We start from the raw sequence: 19,636 nt of genomic DNA, 5'->3' as shown, positions 1-19,636 counted from the left end.
GTTCGGCCCGACCCGGCTCACGAGGCCAGCGCGGCCCCCGGGATCGCTGCGAGCAGTTCCCGCGTGTACGGGTCCTGCGGGTCGTCGAAGATCTGCTCGGGCGTGCCGCTCTCGACGATGCGGCCGCGCTGCATCACGTGCACCTCGTCGGAGATCATGCGCACGACCGCGAGGTCGTGGCTGATGAAGAGGTAGCTGAGGCCGAGCCGGGCCTGGAGGCCCGCGAGCAGCTCGAGGATCTGCGCCTGCACGAGCACGTCGAGCGCCGACACCGCCTCGTCGAGCACGACGAGCTCGGGCTCGAGGGCGAGGGCACGGGCGATCGCGACTCGCTGGCGCTGGCCGCCCGAGAGCTCGTGCGGCAGGCGCGAGGACATCGCGACCGGCAGGGCGACCTGCTCGAGCAGCTCGGCGACCCGCTTGCGGCGGCCGGCCGCGTTGCCGATGCGGTGCACCTTGAGCGGCTCGGCGATCGATTCCTCGACCGTGTAGCGCGGGTCGAGCGAGGCGTACGGGTTCTGGAAGACGGGCTGCACCCGGCGCCGGAACGCGAAGAGCTCGCGGCGCTTCAGGGCGGTGAGGTCGGTGCCGTCGAAGGCGATGCGACCCGAGGTGATCTGCTCGAGCCCCAGCACGAGGTTCGCGGTCGTGGACTTGCCCGATCCCGACTCCCCCACGATCGAGACGGTCTTGCCGCGCGGGATCGTGAAGCTCACGCCGTCCACGGCGGTGAACGTCGTGGGCTCCCCCGCTTTCGGCGAGCGCAGGTGGAACTCCTTGCGCAGGTCGGTCACCTCGACGAGCGGGCGCGCGTCGACGTCGCCGCCGCGGATCGGCAGCGGTTCGCGGCGCGAGGCGAGGCTCGGGGCAGCGGCGAGCAGCTGCTTCGTGTACTCGTGCTGCGGGTTCTCGAGCACCTCCCGCGAGGTGCCGGTCTCGACGATGCGGCCGCGGAACATCACGACGATGCGATCGGCGCGCTCGGCGGCGAGCGCGAGGTCGTGGGTGATGAGGAAGACCGCGGTGCCCATCTCGCCGGTGAGCTTGTCGAGCTGATCGAGGATGCGGCGCTGCACCGTCACGTCGAGGGCCGAGGTCGGCTCGTCGGCGATGAGCAGGCGCGGCTGGCACGCGAGCCCCATGGCGATGAGGGCACGCTGGCGCATGCCGCCCGAGAACTCGTGCGGGTACTGGCGCGAGCGCTGCTCGGGGTCGGGGATGCCGACGAGGTCGAGCAGCTCCACGACGCGTGCGCGCACGGCGTCACCGGTGCCGTAGCCGTGCACCTCGAGGGCCTCGCCGATCTGCTCGCCGACCCGCATGAGGGGGTTGAGGTTCGACATCGGGTCCTGCGGCACGAGGCCGATGCCCGCGCCACGGAGCTTCACGAGCTCGTTCTCGCCGAGTTCCGTGATCTCCCGCCCCTCGAAGCGGATGCTGCCAGCGGTGATGACGCCGTTCTCGGGCAGCAGCCGGTTGATGGCGGCGGCCGTGGTCGATTTGCCCGAGCCCGACTCGCCGACGATCGCGACGGTCTCGCCGGCTGCGACGTCGATCGAGACGTCGTCGACCGCCGTGATGAGCTCCCCGCCCGAGCGGAAGGCGATCGAGAGGCCGCTGATGCGGAGCACCGGTTCATTCGTGGTCATGGTCGCGTTCACTCCTGTGTGCTGAGGGTCGAGGCGAGCGCATCGAGCACGCGCTGCCAGTTGAGTTCGGTGGGCGCCGGCTCGGCCGCGAGCAGGCGGTTGCTCGCGAAGGCCACGGCGATGCCGCGCCCCGGCACGAAGCCGACGGCGCAGCCGGTGAATCCGGGGTGCCAGAGCAGCGGCATCCGCTCGCCCTGCACGATGAGTTCGCGGCGCCGCCAGCCGAGCGCCTGCTCGGCGTCGGGCCCGGCCGCGACGACGTCGGCCGTGACCTCGTGGTTCCAGAGCTCGGGGCGTTCGTCGGCGCGGCTGAGCGCCGCAGCGACGTCGAGCACGTCGTCGATGGAGCCGAAGAGCCCCGCGTGCCCGGCGACGCCGCCGAACGCGTGGAAGCAGTTACCGTCGTTCGCCTCGCCGCTGACGGGCGCGGTGCGCCAGGCGAAGCCCGCATCACTCCACGAGACGGGGTACGGATGCCCCGTGGCGACCATCCGGCGTTCGGCATCGTCGCCGTTCGAGCTCGTGGCCACGTCGCCCTCGACCGGCCCGTAGCCGAGCGAGCCAAGACCGATCGGGCGGGCGACGAGGTCGCGCACGGCCGTGTCGAGCGGCATGCCGGCGACCGCTTCGACGACCCGGCCGAGGTGCATGAATCCGAGGTCGGAGTAGTGCCGCCCGCTGCTCGGCGGGTAGCGCAACGGCAGGGCGTCGATCGTCGCGAGCGGATCGTCTCCCGGAGCGAGGTAGAGCGGCTGCCATTCCCAGAGCCCCGCTCGGTGCTGCAGGAGGTCGCGGACCGTCGTGCCGGCGTCGCCGCCGAAGCTCGGCACGAAGCGCGTGACGAGGTCGTCGAAGTCGAGCAGGCCCATCGACGCCAGGCGATGCAGCGCCGTGGTCGTGCCGACGACCTTGCTCACCGAGGCGAGGTCGTGCACGGTGCCGCGGTGCATCGGGGCGGCGGTCGGCTGCTCGGGTGCGGCGAGACCGGCGGCGGCCACGTGCCGTTCGCCCGCGAGATCGATGCCGATCACGCAGCCCGCGGGGGCTGCGGCACCCGGCGCGACGATGGCCTCGGCGAGGGCGACCAGGTTCTCGGGCGCGCTCATGCGGCCGTCTCGTTCATCCGGAGTTCGGCGAGCCGGATCATTCCGGACTCCGTCCACCACGGCGGAGCCTCAGCTCCGGCTCGCCGAACTCGGCTTGCGTGCGCGCTCCACCGTCGGGCAGCCAGCCGCGGCCCCGGTAGAACGCGATCGACGGCGCGTTCGCCGCGAAGACCCAGAGTGCGACCGACGCGGCACCGCCGTCGATGAGCGTTGCATATGCGGCGTCGAGCAGGCGCGTGCCGAGGCCGAGGCCCCGGGCGTCGGGCGACACGTAGAGCGAGTGCACCGCGCCGCCGTCGCCCTCCGGCTCGGGCGCGAACCGCGTGACGCCCTGCACGAGGCCGTCGTGCTCGGCGACGAGCACCGTGCCCTCGGTCGACGCGAGCACCCGGCGCCAGAGCGCCTGCGCCCGGTCGTCGGTCATCGCCTCGATCGCGGTGGCCGGCAGCACGCCGACGTAGCTCTCACGCCAGCAGGCGAGGAACACGGCGACGATCGCGTCGCGGTCGTCGCTCGTCGCGGTTCGAAGCGTCACGGGCACGGCTCAGCGACCCGCCTCGAGCACGAGCGAGCGCAGGCCGTCGACCGGCTGCGGCAGCATGAGCGGGCCGTCACCCGGCGCGATCGTGCCGAGGATGCGCGGGGCGCGGGCACCCGTGCCGCCGGGAACCGTCGCCGGGATGCCGTGCAGCGTGCACCAGCCGATGAGCGCGAAGGCGATGGCCTCCTTGCTGTCGGCGGGCGCACCGAGTTCGTCGGCGAGGACCACCTCGACCTCGGGGAGTGCTGCGCGGAGTCCGTCGAGGATCAGCGGATTGCGGCATCCGCCGCCCGAGGCCGCGAGGAAGCCGATGCCGGCCGCCCGCACGTCGCGGGCGACCGTCTGCACCGTGAGCTCGGTGAGCGTGCGCACGAGGTCGGCGACCTCGATCGAACGGCCGAGGCGGGCCTCGGCGTCGCGCACGTAGGCGAGGTGGAAGTGCTCCTTGCCCGTGCTCTTCGGGGCGGTCAGCGCATAGTACGGGTCGGCGAGGAGCAGCGCGAGGAGCTCCTCGTCGACGGTGCCGCCCGACGCGATGCGGGCGTCGTCGTCGTAGCCGAGGTCGTTCAGGCCCTCGTCGACGACGACCGCGTCGACGAGCGCGTTCGACGGGCCGATGTCGTAGGCGACGAGCGATCCCTCGCCCACGACGGTCATGTTCGAGATGCCGCCGAGGTTCAGCGCGGCCGAGACGCCCGAGCGGCCGCGGAGCAGCAGCTCGTCGAGGAAGGAGACGAGCGGGGCGCCGTGGCCGCCGGCGACGATGTCGCGGATGCGCACGTCGGAGACCACTGGCACTCCGAGGAGTTCGGCGATCCACGCCGGCTGGCCGATCTGGAGCGTGCCGAGCGCGTGCGCGCCGTCGACCCAGTGGTAGACGGTCTGGCCGTGCGAGGTGACCGCGTCGACCCCGCCGACGGCGTCGCTCGCGGCGAGGGCGGCATCGGCGAACGCCTGGCCGATGAGCGTGTCGAGCTCGCAGATCTCGGCGAGCGTCGTCTGCGCGGGCGGCAGCGCGGCGATCAGCCGCTCTCGCAGCGCGGGTGCGTACGACGTCGTCGCGTCATGGAGCACTCGCCCCGAGAGCACGCCGTCGCGCTCGGTGAACTCGACGACGGCGACGTCGATGCCGTCGTGCGAGGTGCCGGAGATCATTCCGAGGACGCGCATCATGCACCGTCCATCGCGGGTCGGAGCCGGCCGCCGGCCGCTGCCAGGCGCGACTCGGCCTCGGCCTGCGAGAGGCCGCGGGCGAGCACGAGCACCGAGGACTTCACGTCGTAGTCGTTGCCCTCGAGGGTCGACTCAGCCTGCTCGCGCGTCACGCCGGCGATCTCGGCCACCATGCGCACCGCGCGGTCGCGGAGCTTGTGGTTCGTGGGCTTCAGGTCGACCATGAAGCTGCCGTAGGTCTTGCCCTGCCGCACCATCACGATCGTCGAGAACATGTTGAGCACGAGCTTCTGCGCCGTGCCGGCCTTCAGCCGCGTCGAGCCCGTCAGCACCTCGGGGCCGACGGCCACCTCGATGGGGAACTCGGCCGCGGCGCTCAGTGCCGTGTCGACGTTGCACGAGAGGCCGACCGTGAGGGCCCCGAGCCCGCGAGCCCGCTCGATGGCCGCGATGACGTACGGGGTGCGACCGCTCGAGGCGATGCCGATCACCGTGTCGAGCGGCCCGATGTTCGCCGCGTCGACCGCGGCGGCCCCGGCGTCCGCATCGTCTTCGGCGCCCTCGGTCGGGGTGACGATGGCGGAGGCGCCGCCGGCCATGATCGCGAAGACCAGCTCGGGCGGCGTGCTGAACGTCGGCGGGCACTCCGAGGCGTCGACCACGGCGATGCGGCCGGGGGTGCCCGCGCCGACGTAGACGAGGCGCCCGCCACGCGACATCCGCTCGCTCGCGGCCTCGATCGCCGGAACGATCTGCGGCAGGGCGCGATTGACGGCGCCGGGCACCGTGGCATCGGCCTCGTTCATGGCCGCGGCGATCTCCGCGACGCTCATGCGGTCGAGCTCCGCGTAGCGCGGGTTGCTCGCCTCGGTGGCGAGGTTCGCCAGGTCGTCGTCGAGCGTGCTCATTTCTTTCCTCTGTTTCTGGGGTCGAGTGCGTCGCGGAGGCCGTCTCCGAGGAGGTTCAGTCCGACGACGAGGAGGACGACGACCGCGCCGGGCGCGATCATGGTCCACGGCGCGATGCCGATGAGGGTGCGCGCCTCGAAGATCATGGAGCCGAGCGAGGGGGCCGGCGGCGGGGTGCCGAGGCCGAGGAAGCTCAGGGAGGCCTCGGTCAGCACCGCCCACGAGAGCGACAGCGTCACCTGCACGATGATGATCGAGGTGATGTTGGGCAGCACGTGGCGGAACATCACCATCGAGCGGCTCTGCCCCGTGCTCGTGGCGGCCTTCACGTACTCGATCTCGCGGAGCGAGAGCACCGGTCCGCGGGTCACGCGGATGAAGATCGGCACGTACACGATCGCGATGGCCACGGCGATCGTGAACCAGTTGCGATCGAACACCGAGGCGAGCGACAGCGCGAGGAGCAGCGGGGGGAACGCGAACAGCACGTTCGTCACGCCCGAGATCACGCCGTCGGAGACGCCGCGGTAGAACCCAGCGACGAGACCGCAGAAGGTGCCGACGAGCGTGGCGAACGCCACCGCGACGAGCGAGATGAGCGCCGAGTTGGTGACACCAGCTGCGACCCGGGAGAACACGTCGCGGCCGAACTGGTCGGTGCCGAACCAGTGCTCGGCCGACGGCGGCTGGAGTCTGGCCGGCGGATCCTGGGCGATCGGATCGTAGGGCAGCAGGCCGAACGCCGAGAGCAGGCTGAGCAAGCCCAGCACGACGACGATGATGAGGCCGACGAGGCCGCTCCGGCTGCGGAGGAGGAGGCGAACGCGCTCCATGGTCCGTCCGCCGCCGGGAGCGAGGGTCGCGGTCTGAGTGATGTCGGTCATGCGGCACGCACCCTCGGGTCGATCATGCGGTAGAGCACATCGGTCAGCAGGTTCACGATCACGAACGAGAGCGCGATGATCAGCACGGTGCTCTGCACGAGCGCGTACTCCTTCTGCTGGATGCCGAGCAGCACCTGGCGGCCGATGCCCGGCAGCGAGAAGATCTGCTCGACGACGACGGCGCCGCCGAGCAGGTAGCCGAACTGCAGGCCGGTCATCGTGACGATCGGAACGAGCGCGTTGCCGAGCACGTGCTTGGCCTGGAGGCGGCGGGGCGGCACCCCCTTGGCCTTCGCCGTGCGGATGAAGTCGTTCGACCGGATCTCGAGCACCGCGGTGCGCGTCGTGCGCATGATCGGAGCGGCGATGCCGAATCCGAGCACGATCGACGGCAGCAGCATCTGCTGCAGGTTCAGCCACGGGTTGTCGAGGAAGTAGGCGTAGCCCTCGCCGTTCGGGTTGAACCCAAGGCTCGACGCGAGCACTGCGAGCAGCGTCGTCGCGAGCAGGAAGGCGGGGATCGAGAGGCCGGCGAGGCCGACGACCTGGCCGAAGGCGTCGCGGGGCGAGTCGGGCTTCGACGCCGACAGCATGCCGAGCGGGATGCCGATGAGGAGCGCGAGCACGATCGAGAAGATCGCCAGCTCGATGGTGACCGGCAGCGACTGCGCCGTCAGCTCGAGCACGCTCTGCTGCGCGCGGGCCGAGAAGCCGAGGTTGCCGGTGAAGATGTTGCCGAGCCAGCTGAAGAACTGCACGATGAGCGGCTGGTCGAGGCCGTAGTACGCCTCGAGCTGCTGTTGCTGGGCCGGGGTGAGTGCCGCGGCCTCGGTTCCGAGGCCCGCCGTGATCTGGTTGCCGGGGATCGCCCGCAACATGATGAAGACGAACACGGCCACGCCGAGCAGCGTCGCCAGTGCGGCGAGGATGCGCCGGAGCACCGGGTTCCTGAAGAGTCGTCGAAGCATGGTCTTCCGTGGGTTGAGCCGAACGGCGCGGCGCATGTGTGGGGCGCCGCGCCGTTCGGGGTCTTAGTTGACCGTCGTGGTGCGGAGGTACTGCAGCGACCCGTTGGCCATGGGCGTGAAGCCCTGCACCTCGGATGCGGCTGCCGTGTACGAGTAGCTCGTGAAGAGCCAGATCCACGCGGCGTTGTCTTCGAGGTTCTCCGAGATCTGCGCGTAGATGTCCTTGCGCTCATCGGGGTCGGAGCTCTGCTTGCCCTCGGCGAACAGCGCGTCGAGCTCGGGCGAGCTGTACCCGGCGACCTGGTTCAGGTTGCCCGTGCTCGTGAAGTAGCGACCGTACATGCCGTCGGGGTCGGGGCGACCGCCGTTGAGGGCGACCGCGGCGTCGAAGTCGGCGGCGATCCAGCGGTCGACGAAGGCGCCCGACTCGAGCACCTCGAGCTCGAGGGTGATGTTCGCCTCGGCGAGCTGCGCCTTGAGGTTCTGCGCCTCGTTGACGCTCGTGGCGTACTCGCCCTGCGAGACGATCGTCTTGATCGTCACGCCGTCGGACTTGCCGGCCTTGTCGAGGTAGTCGGCGGCCTTGTCGAGGTCGCGCTCGGGGCAGGGGCGGGCGTCGGCGTCGGAGCGGTAGGCCGGCGACGTGATCGGGCCGGTCACCTCGCCCTCGCTGAGGGCGGCGGTGTCGAGCACCTCCTGACGGTCGACGGCGCACTGGATCGCGAGGCGCACGTTGACGTCGGCGAGGTCGCCGCGACGGGCGTTCAGCTGCAGCGCGTGGTAGCTGAGCTGCGGGGTCTTCTCGATCGAGACGGTGCCGCTCTCGGCGGTCTGCGCGACGAGCGGGTCGTCGAACACCGCGAGCTGCACGTTGCCCGACTGCATCGCCGAGACGATCGAGGACTCGTCGGGGATGACGCGGAACTCGACCGTGTCGAGCTTGGCGGCGTCGCCCCAGTAGGCGTCGTTCTTGGCGAGGGTCAGCGACTGGCTGGCCTTGCGGTCCTCGAGCACGAAGGGCCCGGTGCCGTTCGGCGTGGTGTTCAGCTCGGCCTCGGTGTCGTCGGACGAGAGCATCGCCATGTTGATGACGGCGAGGTTCGCCGGCAGGGCGGCGTCGGGTGCGGTCAGCGTGAGCACGACGGTCTGCTCGTCGGGCGCCTCGATGCCGGCGACCGACGCGAGCGAGGTGCGCGAGACGGCTGCGGTCGCCTCGGCCTGGATGGCCTCGAGCGAGAACTTCACGTCTTCGGAGCCGAACGTCGACCCGTCGGCGAAGGTCACGCCCTCGCGGAGCTTGAAGGTCACGGTCAGGCCGTCCTCCGACGCCTCCCACGACTCGGCGAGCCCGGGCACGACGTTCAGGTCGGCGTCGAACTCGGTGAGGGTGCCGTACAGGTTCTGCAGCACGTTGACGGCCTGGAACTGCGTGGCCTTCCAGGGGAACAGCGTGTCGGGGTCGCTCGTGACGCCGACGACGAGCGAGCCGCCTGCTGCACCCGCCTCGGTGGGGGCGGGCTTGGCCGAGCTGCAGCCGGTGATCGTCAGGGCGACGGCCGCTGCCAGGCCGACGGCTGCGAGGGCGCCGCGTGCACCGCGGTTGCCTCCGTTCATGGGGGAACTCCTCAGGGCTAGGTGCTGCCTCGTCCGGGTGGTACTGCGCTGTGTGCGCCGGCTCGAAGAGCATCGATGATCTCGGTAGGTCACAAAAGTACATCACATCAGCTAGGCGTGTAACAAAATTTCTTCTATTGTTGTCAGCACCGCCCCCGTTGGGGCATCGAGTGTCGTCGACGAGGAGAGCTGATGCCCACTCACGAGCCCAGGGCCGATGAGCCCGGCCAGCGCCCCGTGCTCGTGCGCATCCGCGCGATCCTGCCCGAACTGCGCCCGAGCGAGCAGCGCATCGCCTCGCTGTTCGTGTCGGAGCCCGCGGTGATCGCCGAGCTGTCGATCGCCGAGCTCGCGGCGCGCTGCGACACCTCGACGACCTCGGTCGTGCGCTTCTGCAAGCGCATGGGATACGAGCACTTCAAGGACCTCCGCATGGACGTGCTCCGCGACGTCGCACGCGAGACGTTCGAGACGGCCGGCCTTCCCGAGATCTCGGGCGACATCGACCGCGATGACACGCTCGACGACATCGTGGCGAAGGTCTCGATGGCCGAGACGCTCTCGATCGCCGACACGGCGAAGGTGCTCGACATCGGCGCCCTGCAGGCCGCGGTCGACGCGGTGGGCGCGTCTGCCCGCGTCGACATCTTCGGCGTCGGCGCGAGCTCGTTCGTCGGACTCGACCTGCAGCAGAAGCTCACGCGCATCGGCCGCACCGCACTCAACTGGTCGGACCCGCACGCAGCATGGACCTCGGCGGCGACGCTCCGCCCCGGTGCCGTCGCGATCGCGGTCTCACACAGCGGCGGCACCGTCGACACCATCGAGTACCTCGCGATCGCCCGCGCCGCGGGCGCCACGACGATCGCGATCACCAATCACGACCACGCCCCGCTCGCCGAGCAGGCCGACATCGTGCTGACCACCGCCGCCCGCGAGACCGGGTTCCGCTCAGGTGCACTCGGCAGCCGCATCGCGCAGCTCATGGTCGTCGACTGCGTCTTCATCGGCGTCGCGCAGGCGAGCTACGACCAGTCGATGGAGGCGATCCGCAACACCTACGCAGCGGTGCACCACCTCCGCGCGCGCCGCCCGTGACCCCGGCGATCCGAGGGCTCTCCGCCGCGTTCGCCGGCATGGGCGCAACCGCGGCGGCCATCCCCGCCGTGCTCCCGTTGGTCGAGCAGAGCGTCGGGGCATCCGTCGTCTCGGCCATCCCGGCCCTCTTCGGCGGCCTGCTCGTCGGCGTGCTCGCCTCGGGACTCGTGCTGCGTCGCGTGCGTGCGCTGCACCTCGCGGCGATCGGATGCCTCGTGCAGGCCGTCGCGCTCTGCGGCGGCGCCCTCGCCGACACCGCCCCGGCGTTCGTCGCCTTCGCCGCCCTCGCCGGCCTCGGGTTCGGGTTCACCGAAGCATCCGCGAGCGTCGCCTCGAAGGCCGCCTCGACCTCGTCGACCGCCGCCATCCTCACCGCGCTCACGGCGACGGTCGCGGTCACCGCGGCACTCACGCCGCTCCTCGTCGCGCTCGCCGCCGGCATCGAACGACCCTCGCTCGTGCTCCTCGTGGTCGCCGTCGCGCAGTCCGCCGCGGCCGTCGCGCTGTTCGCCGGCGCTCGCGGCACCGCAGCACCCGTGCGCAGAGAGCGGGGGCGCCGGCGCGGCCTCCGTCGTGCGAGCGTGCTGGCGCTCCTGCCGCTCGCAGTCGCACTCCCCCTCTACGTCGGCGTCGAGACCGTGTTCGCCGGGTGGTCGGCCGTGATCCCCGCCGAACTGCTCCGGGTCGACCCCGCGGCGGCGGCGATCGGCACCTCGGTGTTCTGGGGACTCATGGCCGTCGGCCGGTTCGTCTCCTCGGCCATGCTGCGCAGCGGCGTCTCGACCCGGCGGGCGCTGCTCGGCGGCATGCTCACCGCAGCGGTGGTGCTCGGCGTCGCCGCCGTGGTCACCCCGACGGCTCCCGCCTTCGGACTCGTCGCGATCGCCGTCGCCGTCGTCGCCCTCGCCCCGACCTACGCGCTCACGGTGGGGCTCGCGCTCGACCGCCTCGACGACGACGAAGCCGCGCAGGCGACCGGGGTGCTCGTGGCCTGCGGCGCCGCCGGCGGCAGCTTCGTGCCCGCCGCGATCCTGTTCCTCACCGACGATCCCACCGCCCCCGCGACCTTCGTTGCGACCGCCGTCATCTGCCTCGTGGTCGCCGCCCTCTCGGCGATCCGCGTGCGCACCGCAATCCCAGCAGTCACAGGAAGCCGCATCGCATGACCGTGTCAGCCACCGCCCACCGCTCCGCCGTCGACCCCGGCGACACCCGTCTCGCCGCCGAGCTCGAGCGGGTGCTCGGCTCGACGGCCCCGGCTTCCGGTTCGGCGGCCCCGGAGCGCGGCTCGACCGCCTCGGATGTCTCGGTCGCCGAGTTCGATCGCATCGTCGCGGGCGTCGACGCCTCGCACGTGCTGCTGACCCCCTCGGCGGTCGTCACGCCGCGCGACCTCGAGCAGGTCGCCGCGGTGCTCCGCTTCGCGGCAGAGGCCGGGCTCGGGGTCACGGTGCGCTCGGGTGGCACGAGCCTGTCGGGCCAGGCCTCGACCGAGGGCATCCTGCTCGACACGCGCACCGCATTCCGCCGCATCCAGCCCGAGTCCGGCGGCGACCGCGTCCGCGTGCAGCCCGGCGCGACGGTGCGGCAGGTCAACGCACGACTCCTCCGTCACGGCCGGAAGCTCGGTCCCGACCCGGCCAGCGAGATCGCCGCGACGATCGGCGGCGTGATCGCGAACAACTCGAGCGGCATGGCCTGCGGCACGCACCACAACAGCTACCGCACGCTCGCCTCGCTCACCTTCGCGCTGCCGAGCGGCACGATCGTCGACACCTCGCTGCCCGATGCCGACCAGCGGCTCGCTTTCGCAGAGCCCGCGCTGCACGCCGGACTCGCGCGGCTCCGCGACCTCGTGCAGGGCAGGCCCGACCTGCGCACCGAGATCGAGCGGCAGTACCGCGGCAAGAACACGATGGGCTACGGCCTGAACTCCTTCCTCGACTTCGCCGAACCGGTCGAGATCCTCGCGCACCTCATGGTCGGCAGCGAGGGCACGCTCGGCTTCGTCGCCGAGGCGGTCTTCGACACCGTGCCGATCGCGTCGTGCATCGCGACGGCGCTCGTCGTCTTCCCGACGCTCGACGCGGCCACCGGCATCCTCCCGGTGCTCGTCGAGACGGGCGCCGCCACCCTCGAGCTGATGGATGCCGCGTCGCTCCGCGTGATCCAGGCCGACCCCGCGGCATCCGGCATCATCGACGACGTCGTGATCGACGGGCACGCCGCCCTCCTCGTGGAGTACCACGGCCGCGACGACGACGACCTCGCCGCGCAGCTCGCCCTCGCCGGTGCCGCCCTCGCCGCCGCCGCCGCGCCCGCGCTCGACGTCACCCGCGATCCGAAGGAGCGCGCCCGCCTCTGGCACTTCCGCAAGGGCCTCTACGCGGCGATCGCCGGTGCGCGGCGGCCGGGCACCACCGCGCTGCTCGAGGACATCGCCGTGCCCGTCGAGCAGCTGGCCGCGACGTGCGCGGCGCTCCAGACCCTCTTCGATCGCCACGGCTACGCCGACGCGGTCATCTTCGGGCACGCGAAGGACGGCAACATCCACTTCCTCCTCACCGAGGACTTCACCGCAGCCGACGCGATCCTCCGACAGGAGCGCTTCACCGAGGAGCTCGTCGACCTCGTGCTCGGCGCAGGGGGAACCCTGAAGGCCGAGCACGGCACCGGCCGGATCATGGCGCCCTTCGTCGAGCGACAGTTCGGCGCCGAGCTCTACGCCGTCATGCGCGAGGTCAAGGCGCTCTGCGACCCCGCGGGCGTGCTGAACCCCGGCGTGCTGCTCACCGACTCGCCGACCGCCCACCTCGAGCACCTGAAGCTCACGCCCGAAGTCGAGACAGAGGTCGACCGCTGCGTCGAGTGCGGCTACTGCGAGCCGGTCTGCCCGAGCAAGGACGTCACGATCACCCCGCGCCAGCGCATCGCGGTGCGCAGGGCGCGGGCCGCGGCGCGGGCTGCCGGCGACACCGCCCTCGACGCCCGCCTCGCCGCCGCCGAGGACTACGCCTCGGTCGAGACGTGCGCCGCCGACGGCATGTGCCAGACCGCGTGCCCCGTGATGATCAACACGGGCGACCTCGTGCGGCGCCTGCGCGAGCAGGAGGCGAACGCCCCCACCCGCACGATCGCCGCGGGGCTCGCGAAGGCCTGGGGGCCGGTGACGCGGGGTGCCGCCCTCGCCCTCAGCGCCGCGAAGGCCGTGCCGCCGATCGCCACCGCGGCGAGCGCGGCCGGACGCGCAGTGCTCGGCAGCGACGTCGTGCCGCAGTGGACGGCCGACCTGCCGCGCGGCGGGGCCAAGCGCGCCCACGCCTCGGCGGCCACCGGCGACGTGGTCTTCTTCTCGGCGTGCGTCGGCTCGATGTTCGGGCCCGAGGGTGACGGCATCGGCGCGGCATCCGCGTTCCGCCTGCTCTGCGAGCGCGCCGGAGTCGAACTCGTCACTCCCGACGGCATCGACGGGCTCTGCTGCGGCACGCCGTGGAAGTCGAAGGGCCTGGCGGCCGGCTACGCCACCGCGATCGAGAGGACCGTGCGCGCGCTGCTCGCCGCCTCCGACGGCGGGCGCCTGCCGATCGTCTGCGACAACTCCTCGTGCACCGAGGGCCTCGTGCACGCGCTCGAGAACGTCGGGGAGCTCGACGGCGCTCCCGTCTCGCTCCGCATCGTCGACGCCGTCGACTTCGCGGCCGAGCGACTGCTGCCGGCCCTCGACGTCGGCGAGCGCCTCGACTCGCTCGCGCTGCACCCGACCTGCTCGAGCACGCGGCTCGGTTCGAACGACCACTTGCGACAGCTCGCGAGCGCGGTGGCCGTCGACGCGGTGGTTCCGGATGCGTGGGGCTGCTGCGCCTTCGCGGGCGACCGCGGCATGCTGCACCCCGAGCTGACGGCGTCGGCGACCGCGGCCGAGGCGGCGGAACTCGCCGAACGCGACTTCGACGCGCACGCCTCGTGCAACCGCACGTGCGAGATCGGCATGACGCGCGCGACGGGAGAGCCGTACGTGCACATCCTCGAGCTGCTCGAACGCGCGACCCGCTGAGGCGGAGGCCGTACCCGCTGCTTCAGCCGATGCGGAGCACCACGCTCCCCCGCTTGCGCCCGGTGTCGACGTAGCGGTGGGCCTCGACGATCTCGTCGAGATCGAAGGTGCGGTCGATGACCGGCCGCAGTGCGCCGGATTCGGCGAGCGCCGCGAGCCGTTCCATGCCCGTCCGGCCCATGGCGGCGCCGCGGTGGTCGACCACGAGGCCGCTCCGGCGCGCCTGCACTCCGGAGAGCAGCATGCCGAACAGGTCGGCGATGACGAGCAGAAGCGCCCCGCCCGGACGGAGCAGGTGGGCGACGCGGCCGAACGGCGCGTTGCCGACGCACTCCACGATCACGTCGTAGCGCGGGCCGTCGGGCCGACCGCCGGTGCGATCGTCCGACCGGCCGACCGCCGCGAAGTCTCCACGCGTGTAGTCGACGACCTCGCGCGCGCCGAGGGAGCGCACGAGTTCGGCGTTCCGCCCGCTCGTCACCGCGGTCACGTGCGCGCCCAGGGCCGACGCGAGCTGCACGACCGCCGTGCCCACCGCCCCCGAGGCGCCGTTCACGAGCACTCGGCTGCCAGGCCCGATCGCGACCACGTCGAGGTAGCGCAGGGCGGTGTGACCGCCGAACACGATTGCGGCGGCCTCGTCGAACGAGAGGTTCGCCGGCTTCGGCGCGACGTCGCCCTCGGCGTCGATGACGACGAACTCCGCGTGGCAGCCCATGCGCGCACCGCGCATCACGATGACCTCGTCGCCGGGCGCGAATCGGGTGACGCCATCGCCGATGCGTTCGACGACCCCGGCGGCCTCCATGCCGAGCACGGGCTTCCTGGGGCGGAACACGCCGATGACCGGCCCGACGGCGAGCCCGAGTCCGCGCGGCACGTCGCGGCTCCGCACTCGGTGGTCGGCGATGCTCACGGTCGACGCGTGCACGCGCACGAGGAGTTCCCCGGGCCCCGGCTCGGGCCTCGGCACCTCGGCGACCTGCACGACCTCTGGACCTCCGAAGCGCGCTGCGACGGCGGCACGCATCGTCGTGACGGTGGCGGATGCCGCCGGCTGGAGTGATTCGGTGGACATGTGGGCTCCCTTACGTTGTAAGACTTACGGCGTAAGATACGCCGCCGACGACGCGGCGTCCAGTCCCCGAGGACAATTGCCTGACGTTGTAAGGTGAGGGCATGCCGCAACGGTCCGTCGCACGTCCCCAGTTGACTCGCGAGAGCGTGCTGCAGGCCGCGCTCCTGGTGGCCGACCGCGACGGCATCGAGGCGCTCACGATGCGCGCGCTCGCCGAGCAGCTCGGCGTCGAGGCGATGTCGATCTACTACCACCTGCCGAACAAGGACGCGATCCTCGACGGACTCGTCGAGGTCGTCTTCGCCGAGATCGAGCGCGAGGTCGGCGGGTCCGCGCCTCCCCCGGCGACGGATGCCGCGAGCTGGGCGTCGGCACTCCGCGAACGCATCCTCGGTGCGAGGCGCGTGCTGCTGCGGCATCCGTGGCTGCCGAACGTCATGAACGCGCGCGGCGCATCCGGACCCAACGCGATGCGCCACGTCGACGGCGTCGTCGGCATCATGCGCGCCGGCGGAATGTCGCACGACCTCATCCACCACTCGTTGCACGCGATCGGCAGCCGGATGTACGGCTATGTGCAGGAGCTCAGCGACGACGGGGCGGCCCCTGCGCCGCGTGAGCTCGAACAGCTCGCCATGCTCGCGCCGCATCTCGCGGCGATGCTCGCCGACGTGGTGCACGACGATCCCGAGTCGACGCTCGGCTGGTGCGACGACCAGACGGAGTTCGAGTTCGGGCTCGACCTGCTGCTCGAGGGGCTCGAGCGGCGCCGTGCCGCGCAGACCGCCTGACCGCTTGCAGCGCTCGCTCTCGGAACGACAGAGCTCAGAGCGCCCCGGTCGCCGCCGTCTCGAGCACGCGAGGCGTGCCGTCGAAGACGAGCAGCCGGTCGGCGAGCTTGTCGACGAAGAACCGGTCGTGGCTGACCACGATGACCGCGCCCGGGAAGTGGGTCAGCGCCCGCTCCATGACCTGCGTCGAGGTGATGTCGAGGTGGTTCGTCGGCTCGTCGAGCACGATCACCGCGGCCCCCGAGAGCAGGCACTGCGCGATCGCGACCCGTGCGCGCTGCCCGCCCGAGAGCGTGCCGATCTTCTGCTTCAGGTCGGCCTCCGAGAACTGCAGCATCGCGAGGAACCGGTTCACGCTCTTCTTCGTCGCGGTGAACGCGAGCGAGTCGGGGTAGGCGTTCACCGCATGGCCGACGGTGTCCTCCAGGTCGAGCTCGGCGTAGACCCGGTTGTACGAGACGTACCTGGCGCCCTTCGCCCAGCGCACCGAGCCGAAGTCGGCCTCCGTCTCGCCGGTCAGCACGTCGAGCAGCGTCGACTTGCCCGAGCCGTTCGAGCCGAGCACGGCGACCCGGTCGCCCCGGCGCAAGTCGAACGAGAGGCCCTCGAACAGCGGCGCACCGCCGAAGCCCTTCGTCAGCCCCGTCACGGTGAGCAGGTCGTTCGAGACCCGCAGCCCCTCGTAGATGCCCGTGATGATCTGGTCGATCGGGCGCGGCGCCTGCCGCTTCTTGATGTCGGCGAGCCGGCGTGCGACCGCGTTCGACGGGTTGCGGGCGGCCTCGCGTCGTGCGGCCGATGCGGCCTGCTCGTACGCGAGCAGCTCCTCTTCGTGCGCGAACTGCTTCTCGAGCATCTTCAGCCGCGACTGCTTCGCGTGCACGTAGGCCGAATAGTCGCCCTCGTACTCCTGCAGGCGGTAGTTCTCGAGCTCGATGATGCGGGTGACGACCCCGTCGAGGAACTGGCGGTCGTGCGACACGACGAGCACGGCGCCAGCGAACGACGAGAGCCAGTTCTCGATCCACTTCACGCCGTCGAGGTCGAGGAAGTTCGTCGGCTCGTCGAGCAGCAGCACGTCGGGCGACTGCACGAGGATCTGGGCGAGGGCGGCGCGGTTGCGCCATCCGCCCGACAATCGCCCGACGGCCAGGGCGCGGCGCTCCTCGTCGAAGCCGAGGCGGGTGAGCACCGTGTCGATCGTGGTCTCGTAGGTCCAGCCGCCGATGTGGTCCATGCGCTCGAAGAGCTCGCCCTGCTCGGTGAGCAGCCGGGTCATCGCGTCATCCGCCATCGGTTCGGCCAGCGCCATGCCGATCTCGTCGAGGCGGGCCTGCGTCTCGTGCACCTGCGCGAAGTGCCCGCTCAGGATCTGCTGGATGCTCTGCTCGCCGTCGAGTTCGGAGAACTGCGAGAAGTACCCGATCGTGGTGCCGAGCGTGACGTCGCGGGTGCCGCCGCCCGGTTCGCGCCGCCCGAGCACGACCTCGAGCAGGCTCGTCTTGCCGGTGCCGTTCTTGCCGATGAGCCCGACCCGGTCGCCCTGCTTGAGCTTCAGGAAGGCCTCCTTCAGCACGGGTCGCCCGTCGAACTCGATGCTGACGTCGTTCAGGCGGATCAGGCTCACGGAGGTCCTTGCGGTGAAGAGGCGGAGAGATTCGGCGAGACGGATGCCTCGAGCCGCGGCCAACTCTACCGACGCCGCCTGCGCGAACGGTGGCCGCGGCGCATTCGGCCCCGAATGGATCCGGCGCCCGATCTGGGGGTGCCGCCGGGGTGGTGCGCCGTCGATGCGAGGAGCAGACTCGCAATCGAGCCGTCGGGACGCCGTCGGCGGGAGGCCGAAGCCGGCGTCGGCGGGAGGAACCATGGGCGACGCGCAACCACCGCGACCTGCACCCGACGAACGATTCGCGCCCGTCTTCGGCGCCGCGGCGTTCGAGAGCGATTCCCCGGGCGCCGTCAGCAGCCGGGCCGGCCACTTCCTCTCGATGGGCACCGCGGCCTTCGGATCGCGGGAGCAGACCGCCGATGTGCGCGATGACGCCGAGACGCTCGGCGTGCCGTTCGTGGTTCCGGCGACCGAAGGCGACCTGCTCTGGAGCGACCAGTCGAACCTCGACCGGCTCACTCGCTTTGCACTGCAGGACCACGGGGCATCCGACGCCCGCGACTGGCAGGGCGGGGCGCCGCCTCGAGCCGACGACGAACTCGCGCTCTGGCACAACGTCGAGCTGACGCACTCGGTGCCGTCGCTGCTCGCCCTGCTGAATCACGCGCGCGGCAGCGAGCACGAGCTCGTGCGCGTCGCCGCCGCGACCGCGCTCCGTGCGTTCAGCAGCGGCGCGCTGGACGCGGCCGACGAGGTGCTCGCGGGGGCGACCACCTCGGCCGACGAGCACGTGGCCGCGATCGCGAACACCGCGTTGCGCCGAAGCGACGGCGGCGGGTCGGAACCGGTGCAGCCGACGCGCTCACCGACGAGCGGTGGGGCTCCGACGGCCTTCGCCGCCGCAGAGGTGAGCCTCGCCATCCACGGCACGTGGGCCCAGGTCACCGCGGACCCCTGGTATGCGCCGGGTGAGCCGCTGCACAACCACATCCGCGACGTCTCGACCCCGAACCTCTATGACGAGAGCGACTACTACACCTGGAGCGGCGAGTACTCGCAGTTCGCCCGAGACGTCGGCTCGGCCGAGCTGCCGATCTGGAGGAACGCGCTCGCCCTCCCCCCGTTCGACACCGTCTTCGCCCACAGCCACGGCGGCAACGTCGCACTGACCGCGGCGGCGAATGGCGAGCGCATCCGCATGCTCGTGCTCATGCACACCCCCGCCCTGCCGCGGCCGGACGAGCAGTGGGAGGCGATCCGAGCGCACGTGGGCCGCACCGTCGTGATGCGGACCCGGCTCGACCACGTCGTGCTCGCCGACGGTCTCGTCAACGGGAGTTCGCAGCGATTCGATCAGAACAGGCTTCCGCACCACCCGGTCGTGCTGCACTGGGCCAACCCCGACGCCTGGTTCTCGCACAGCTTCTTCACCGAGCTCGGGAGCTGGCTGAAGTACGATCTCGCCGGCACGGTCATCAGGCAGCACCGCTATGCCGAGCAACTCGTGCAACGGACGTCGTGACCGCTCAGCCGTACTCGGCGAGCGCGGCCTCGACCATCGCCAACCGGGCGGCTCGGTCGCCGCTCACCTCGATGACCCGAGTCCCTTCGCCGACCAGGTCGGGGTCGTCGCACAGCTCGAGCAGCGCGTCGTTCATCGCCTCGCGCAGCTCGGGGTCCTCGTCGTCGCCGATGCTGATCGCGTCGCGGTGCGCGAGCGGCAGCACCACGAGCAGGTCGACGTGCCGCATCGCCGTCGCCGCGATTCCGAATCCGCGATCGAGCAGCGCCTCCGAGCGGCCGCCGCGTCGCAGCTCGACGAGCGCGGCGAGGTAGGCGAGGAAGTCGATCGGCCCGCGCTCGGCCATGACCGGATGCCCCGTGGCATCCGTCGCCGCCAGCCTCCGTGCGCTCGAGACCAGCTGTTCGAAGAACGTCGAGGCATCGGGCTCGTCGAGCGCGTCGTCGACGAACTCGAACGGATCGCCCCACCGCTCGTACTCGCCGTGCACCGCGAGCAGGTCATCGATGAGCGTGGTCTTGCCGCTGGCGTGGGTGCCCGAGACGACGATGCGCATGCCCGGATTCTAGGGGCACGACCCCGCGCTGCCTCGATCACGGGACGGGATCGGAAGGTTCTCGGCGCCCGCCGCGTTGCCC

At 71.5% G+C, this 19,636-nt stretch carries 16 protein-coding genes; 5 read left to right on the top strand and 11 right to left on the bottom strand.

Translation table 11 applies throughout. The features are described 5' to 3' along the window. Positions 1-17: 17 nt before the first annotated feature. From ACFCVM_RS18060 to ACFCVM_RS18025, 8 genes are all read right to left on the bottom strand, one after another. On the bottom strand, positions 18-1,649 hold the full coding sequence (locus ACFCVM_RS18060) for an ABC transporter ATP-binding protein (RefSeq protein ID WP_375838115.1): 1,632 nt from the start codon (positions 1,647-1,649) through the stop codon (positions 18-20). Between the two features lie 8 nt (positions 1,650-1,657). Next, positions 1,658-2,755 (bottom strand): serine hydrolase domain-containing protein, encoded by a 1,098-nt coding sequence (locus ACFCVM_RS18055; RefSeq protein WP_375838114.1) that lies wholly within the window; start codon positions 2,753-2,755, stop codon positions 1,658-1,660. Between the two features lie 37 nt (positions 2,756-2,792). Next, positions 2,793-3,290 (bottom strand): GNAT family N-acetyltransferase, encoded by a 498-nt coding sequence (locus ACFCVM_RS18050; RefSeq protein ID WP_375838113.1) that lies wholly within the window; start codon positions 3,288-3,290, stop codon positions 2,793-2,795. A gap of 9 nt (positions 3,291-3,299) precedes the next feature. Then, positions 3,300-4,469, bottom strand: a complete 1,170-nt coding sequence (locus tag ACFCVM_RS18045; protein ID WP_375838112.1) for an anhydro-N-acetylmuramic acid kinase — start codon at positions 4,467-4,469, stop codon at positions 3,300-3,302. Next, complete coding sequence (murQ, locus tag ACFCVM_RS18040; RefSeq protein WP_375838111.1) at positions 4,466-5,377, bottom strand: N-acetylmuramic acid 6-phosphate etherase; 912 nt, start codon at positions 5,375-5,377, stop codon at positions 4,466-4,468. Before murQ ends, ACFCVM_RS18045 begins: the two co-directional genes overlap by 4 nt. Then, entirely contained in the window at positions 5,374-6,261 is an 888-nt protein-coding gene (locus ACFCVM_RS18035; RefSeq protein ID WP_375838110.1) for an ABC transporter permease, read from the bottom strand. Before ACFCVM_RS18035 ends, murQ begins: the two co-directional genes overlap by 4 nt. Beyond that, complete coding sequence (locus tag ACFCVM_RS18030) at positions 6,258-7,229, bottom strand: ABC transporter permease (RefSeq protein WP_375838109.1); 972 nt, start codon at positions 7,227-7,229, stop codon at positions 6,258-6,260. Before ACFCVM_RS18030 ends, ACFCVM_RS18035 begins: the two co-directional genes overlap by 4 nt. A 63-nt stretch (positions 7,230-7,292) precedes the next feature. Further along, positions 7,293-8,843 carry an ABC transporter substrate-binding protein gene (locus ACFCVM_RS18025; RefSeq protein WP_375838108.1) on the bottom strand — a complete coding sequence of 517 codons (1,551 nt, stop codon included), beginning with the start codon at positions 8,841-8,843 and terminating at the stop codon, positions 7,293-7,295. Between the two features lie 192 nt (positions 8,844-9,035). On the opposite strand from ACFCVM_RS18025, the gene ACFCVM_RS18020 reads away from it, so the two are divergent. The 3 genes from ACFCVM_RS18020 to ACFCVM_RS18010 are packed head-to-tail and all read left to right on the top strand — an operon-like array spanning position 9,036 to position 13,995. Continuing rightward, a complete protein-coding gene (locus ACFCVM_RS18020) occupies positions 9,036-9,941 on the top strand; it encodes a MurR/RpiR family transcriptional regulator (protein ID WP_375838107.1) in 906 nt (301 codons plus the stop codon). Next, positions 9,938-11,107 (top strand): sugar MFS transporter, encoded by a 1,170-nt coding sequence (locus tag ACFCVM_RS18015; protein WP_375838106.1) that lies wholly within the window; start codon positions 9,938-9,940, stop codon positions 11,105-11,107. The genes ACFCVM_RS18020 and ACFCVM_RS18015 overlap by 4 nt, the downstream gene beginning before the upstream one ends. Further along, entirely contained in the window at positions 11,104-13,995 is a 2,892-nt protein-coding gene (locus tag ACFCVM_RS18010; protein WP_375838105.1) for an FAD-binding and (Fe-S)-binding domain-containing protein, read from the top strand. Before ACFCVM_RS18015 ends, ACFCVM_RS18010 begins: the two co-directional genes overlap by 4 nt. 22 nt (positions 13,996-14,017) lie before the next feature. On the opposite strand, the gene ACFCVM_RS18005 is transcribed toward ACFCVM_RS18010, so the two are convergent. Beyond that, positions 14,018-15,073, bottom strand: coding sequence for an NAD(P)-dependent alcohol dehydrogenase (locus ACFCVM_RS18005; protein WP_375838104.1), 1,056 nt, complete (start codon positions 15,071-15,073; stop codon positions 14,018-14,020). Between the two features lie 101 nt (positions 15,074-15,174). On the opposite strand from ACFCVM_RS18005, the gene ACFCVM_RS18000 reads away from it, so the two are divergent. Then, entirely contained in the window at positions 15,175-15,864 is a 690-nt protein-coding gene (locus tag ACFCVM_RS18000) for a TetR/AcrR family transcriptional regulator (protein ID WP_375838103.1), read from the top strand. Positions 15,865-15,898: 34 nt separating this feature from the next. Here the strand turns inward: ACFCVM_RS18000 and ACFCVM_RS17995 are convergent, their stop codons facing one another. Further along, positions 15,899-17,491, bottom strand: a complete 1,593-nt coding sequence (locus tag ACFCVM_RS17995; RefSeq protein WP_375838102.1) for an ABC-F family ATP-binding cassette domain-containing protein — start codon at positions 17,489-17,491, stop codon at positions 15,899-15,901. 241 nt (positions 17,492-17,732) lie between these two features. On the opposite strand from ACFCVM_RS17995, the gene ACFCVM_RS17990 reads away from it, so the two are divergent. Continuing rightward, positions 17,733-18,998 (top strand): hypothetical protein, encoded by a 1,266-nt coding sequence (locus ACFCVM_RS17990; protein ID WP_375838101.1) that lies wholly within the window; start codon positions 17,733-17,735, stop codon positions 18,996-18,998. A 4-nt stretch (positions 18,999-19,002) separates the two neighbouring features. On the opposite strand, the gene ACFCVM_RS17985 is transcribed toward ACFCVM_RS17990, so the two are convergent. Beyond that, entirely contained in the window at positions 19,003-19,554 is a 552-nt protein-coding gene (locus ACFCVM_RS17985) for an AAA family ATPase (protein WP_375838100.1), read from the bottom strand. Between the last annotated feature and the right edge of the window lie 82 nt (positions 19,555-19,636).

The sequence above is a fragment of the Agromyces sp. NPDC056389 genome, assembly GCF_042262385.1.
Lineage (GTDB): Bacteria > Actinomycetota > Actinomycetes > Actinomycetales > Microbacteriaceae > Agromyces.
The sequence above is the reverse complement of the archived record's forward strand: the minus strand, read 5'-3'. Positions and strand labels throughout refer to the sequence as shown.

Coding starts and splice junctions, on each gene's coding strand:
- ACFCVM_RS18045 (WP_375838112.1), bottom strand. CDS start 4,469: ATGATGCGCGTCCTCGGAATGATCTCCGGCACCTCGCACGACGGCATC.
- ACFCVM_RS17985 (WP_375838100.1), bottom strand. CDS start 19,554: ATGCGCATCGTCGTCTCGGGCACCCACGCCAGCGGCAAGACCACGCTC.
- ACFCVM_RS18035 (WP_375838110.1), bottom strand. CDS start 6,261: ATGACCGACATCACTCAGACCGCGACCCTCGCTCCCGGCGGCGGACGG.
- ACFCVM_RS18055 (WP_375838114.1), bottom strand. CDS start 2,755: ATGAGCGCGCCCGAGAACCTGGTCGCCCTCGCCGAGGCCATCGTCGCG.
- ACFCVM_RS18000 (WP_375838103.1), top strand. CDS start 15,175: ATGCCGCAACGGTCCGTCGCACGTCCCCAGTTGACTCGCGAGAGCGTG.
- ACFCVM_RS18005 (WP_375838104.1), bottom strand. CDS start 15,073: ATGTCCACCGAATCACTCCAGCCGGCGGCATCCGCCACCGTCACGACG.
- ACFCVM_RS18010 (WP_375838105.1), top strand. CDS start 11,104: ATGACCGTGTCAGCCACCGCCCACCGCTCCGCCGTCGACCCCGGCGAC.
- ACFCVM_RS18060 (WP_375838115.1), bottom strand. CDS start 1,649: ATGACCACGAATGAACCGGTGCTCCGCATCAGCGGCCTCTCGATCGCC.
- ACFCVM_RS18025 (WP_375838108.1), bottom strand. CDS start 8,843: ATGAACGGAGGCAACCGCGGTGCACGCGGCGCCCTCGCAGCCGTCGGC.
- ACFCVM_RS18030 (WP_375838109.1), bottom strand. CDS start 7,229: ATGCTTCGACGACTCTTCAGGAACCCGGTGCTCCGGCGCATCCTCGCC.
- ACFCVM_RS17990 (WP_375838101.1), top strand. CDS start 17,733: ATGGGCGACGCGCAACCACCGCGACCTGCACCCGACGAACGATTCGCG.
- ACFCVM_RS18020 (WP_375838107.1), top strand. CDS start 9,036: ATGCCCACTCACGAGCCCAGGGCCGATGAGCCCGGCCAGCGCCCCGTG.
- murQ (WP_375838111.1), bottom strand. CDS start 5,377: ATGAGCACGCTCGACGACGACCTGGCGAACCTCGCCACCGAGGCGAGC.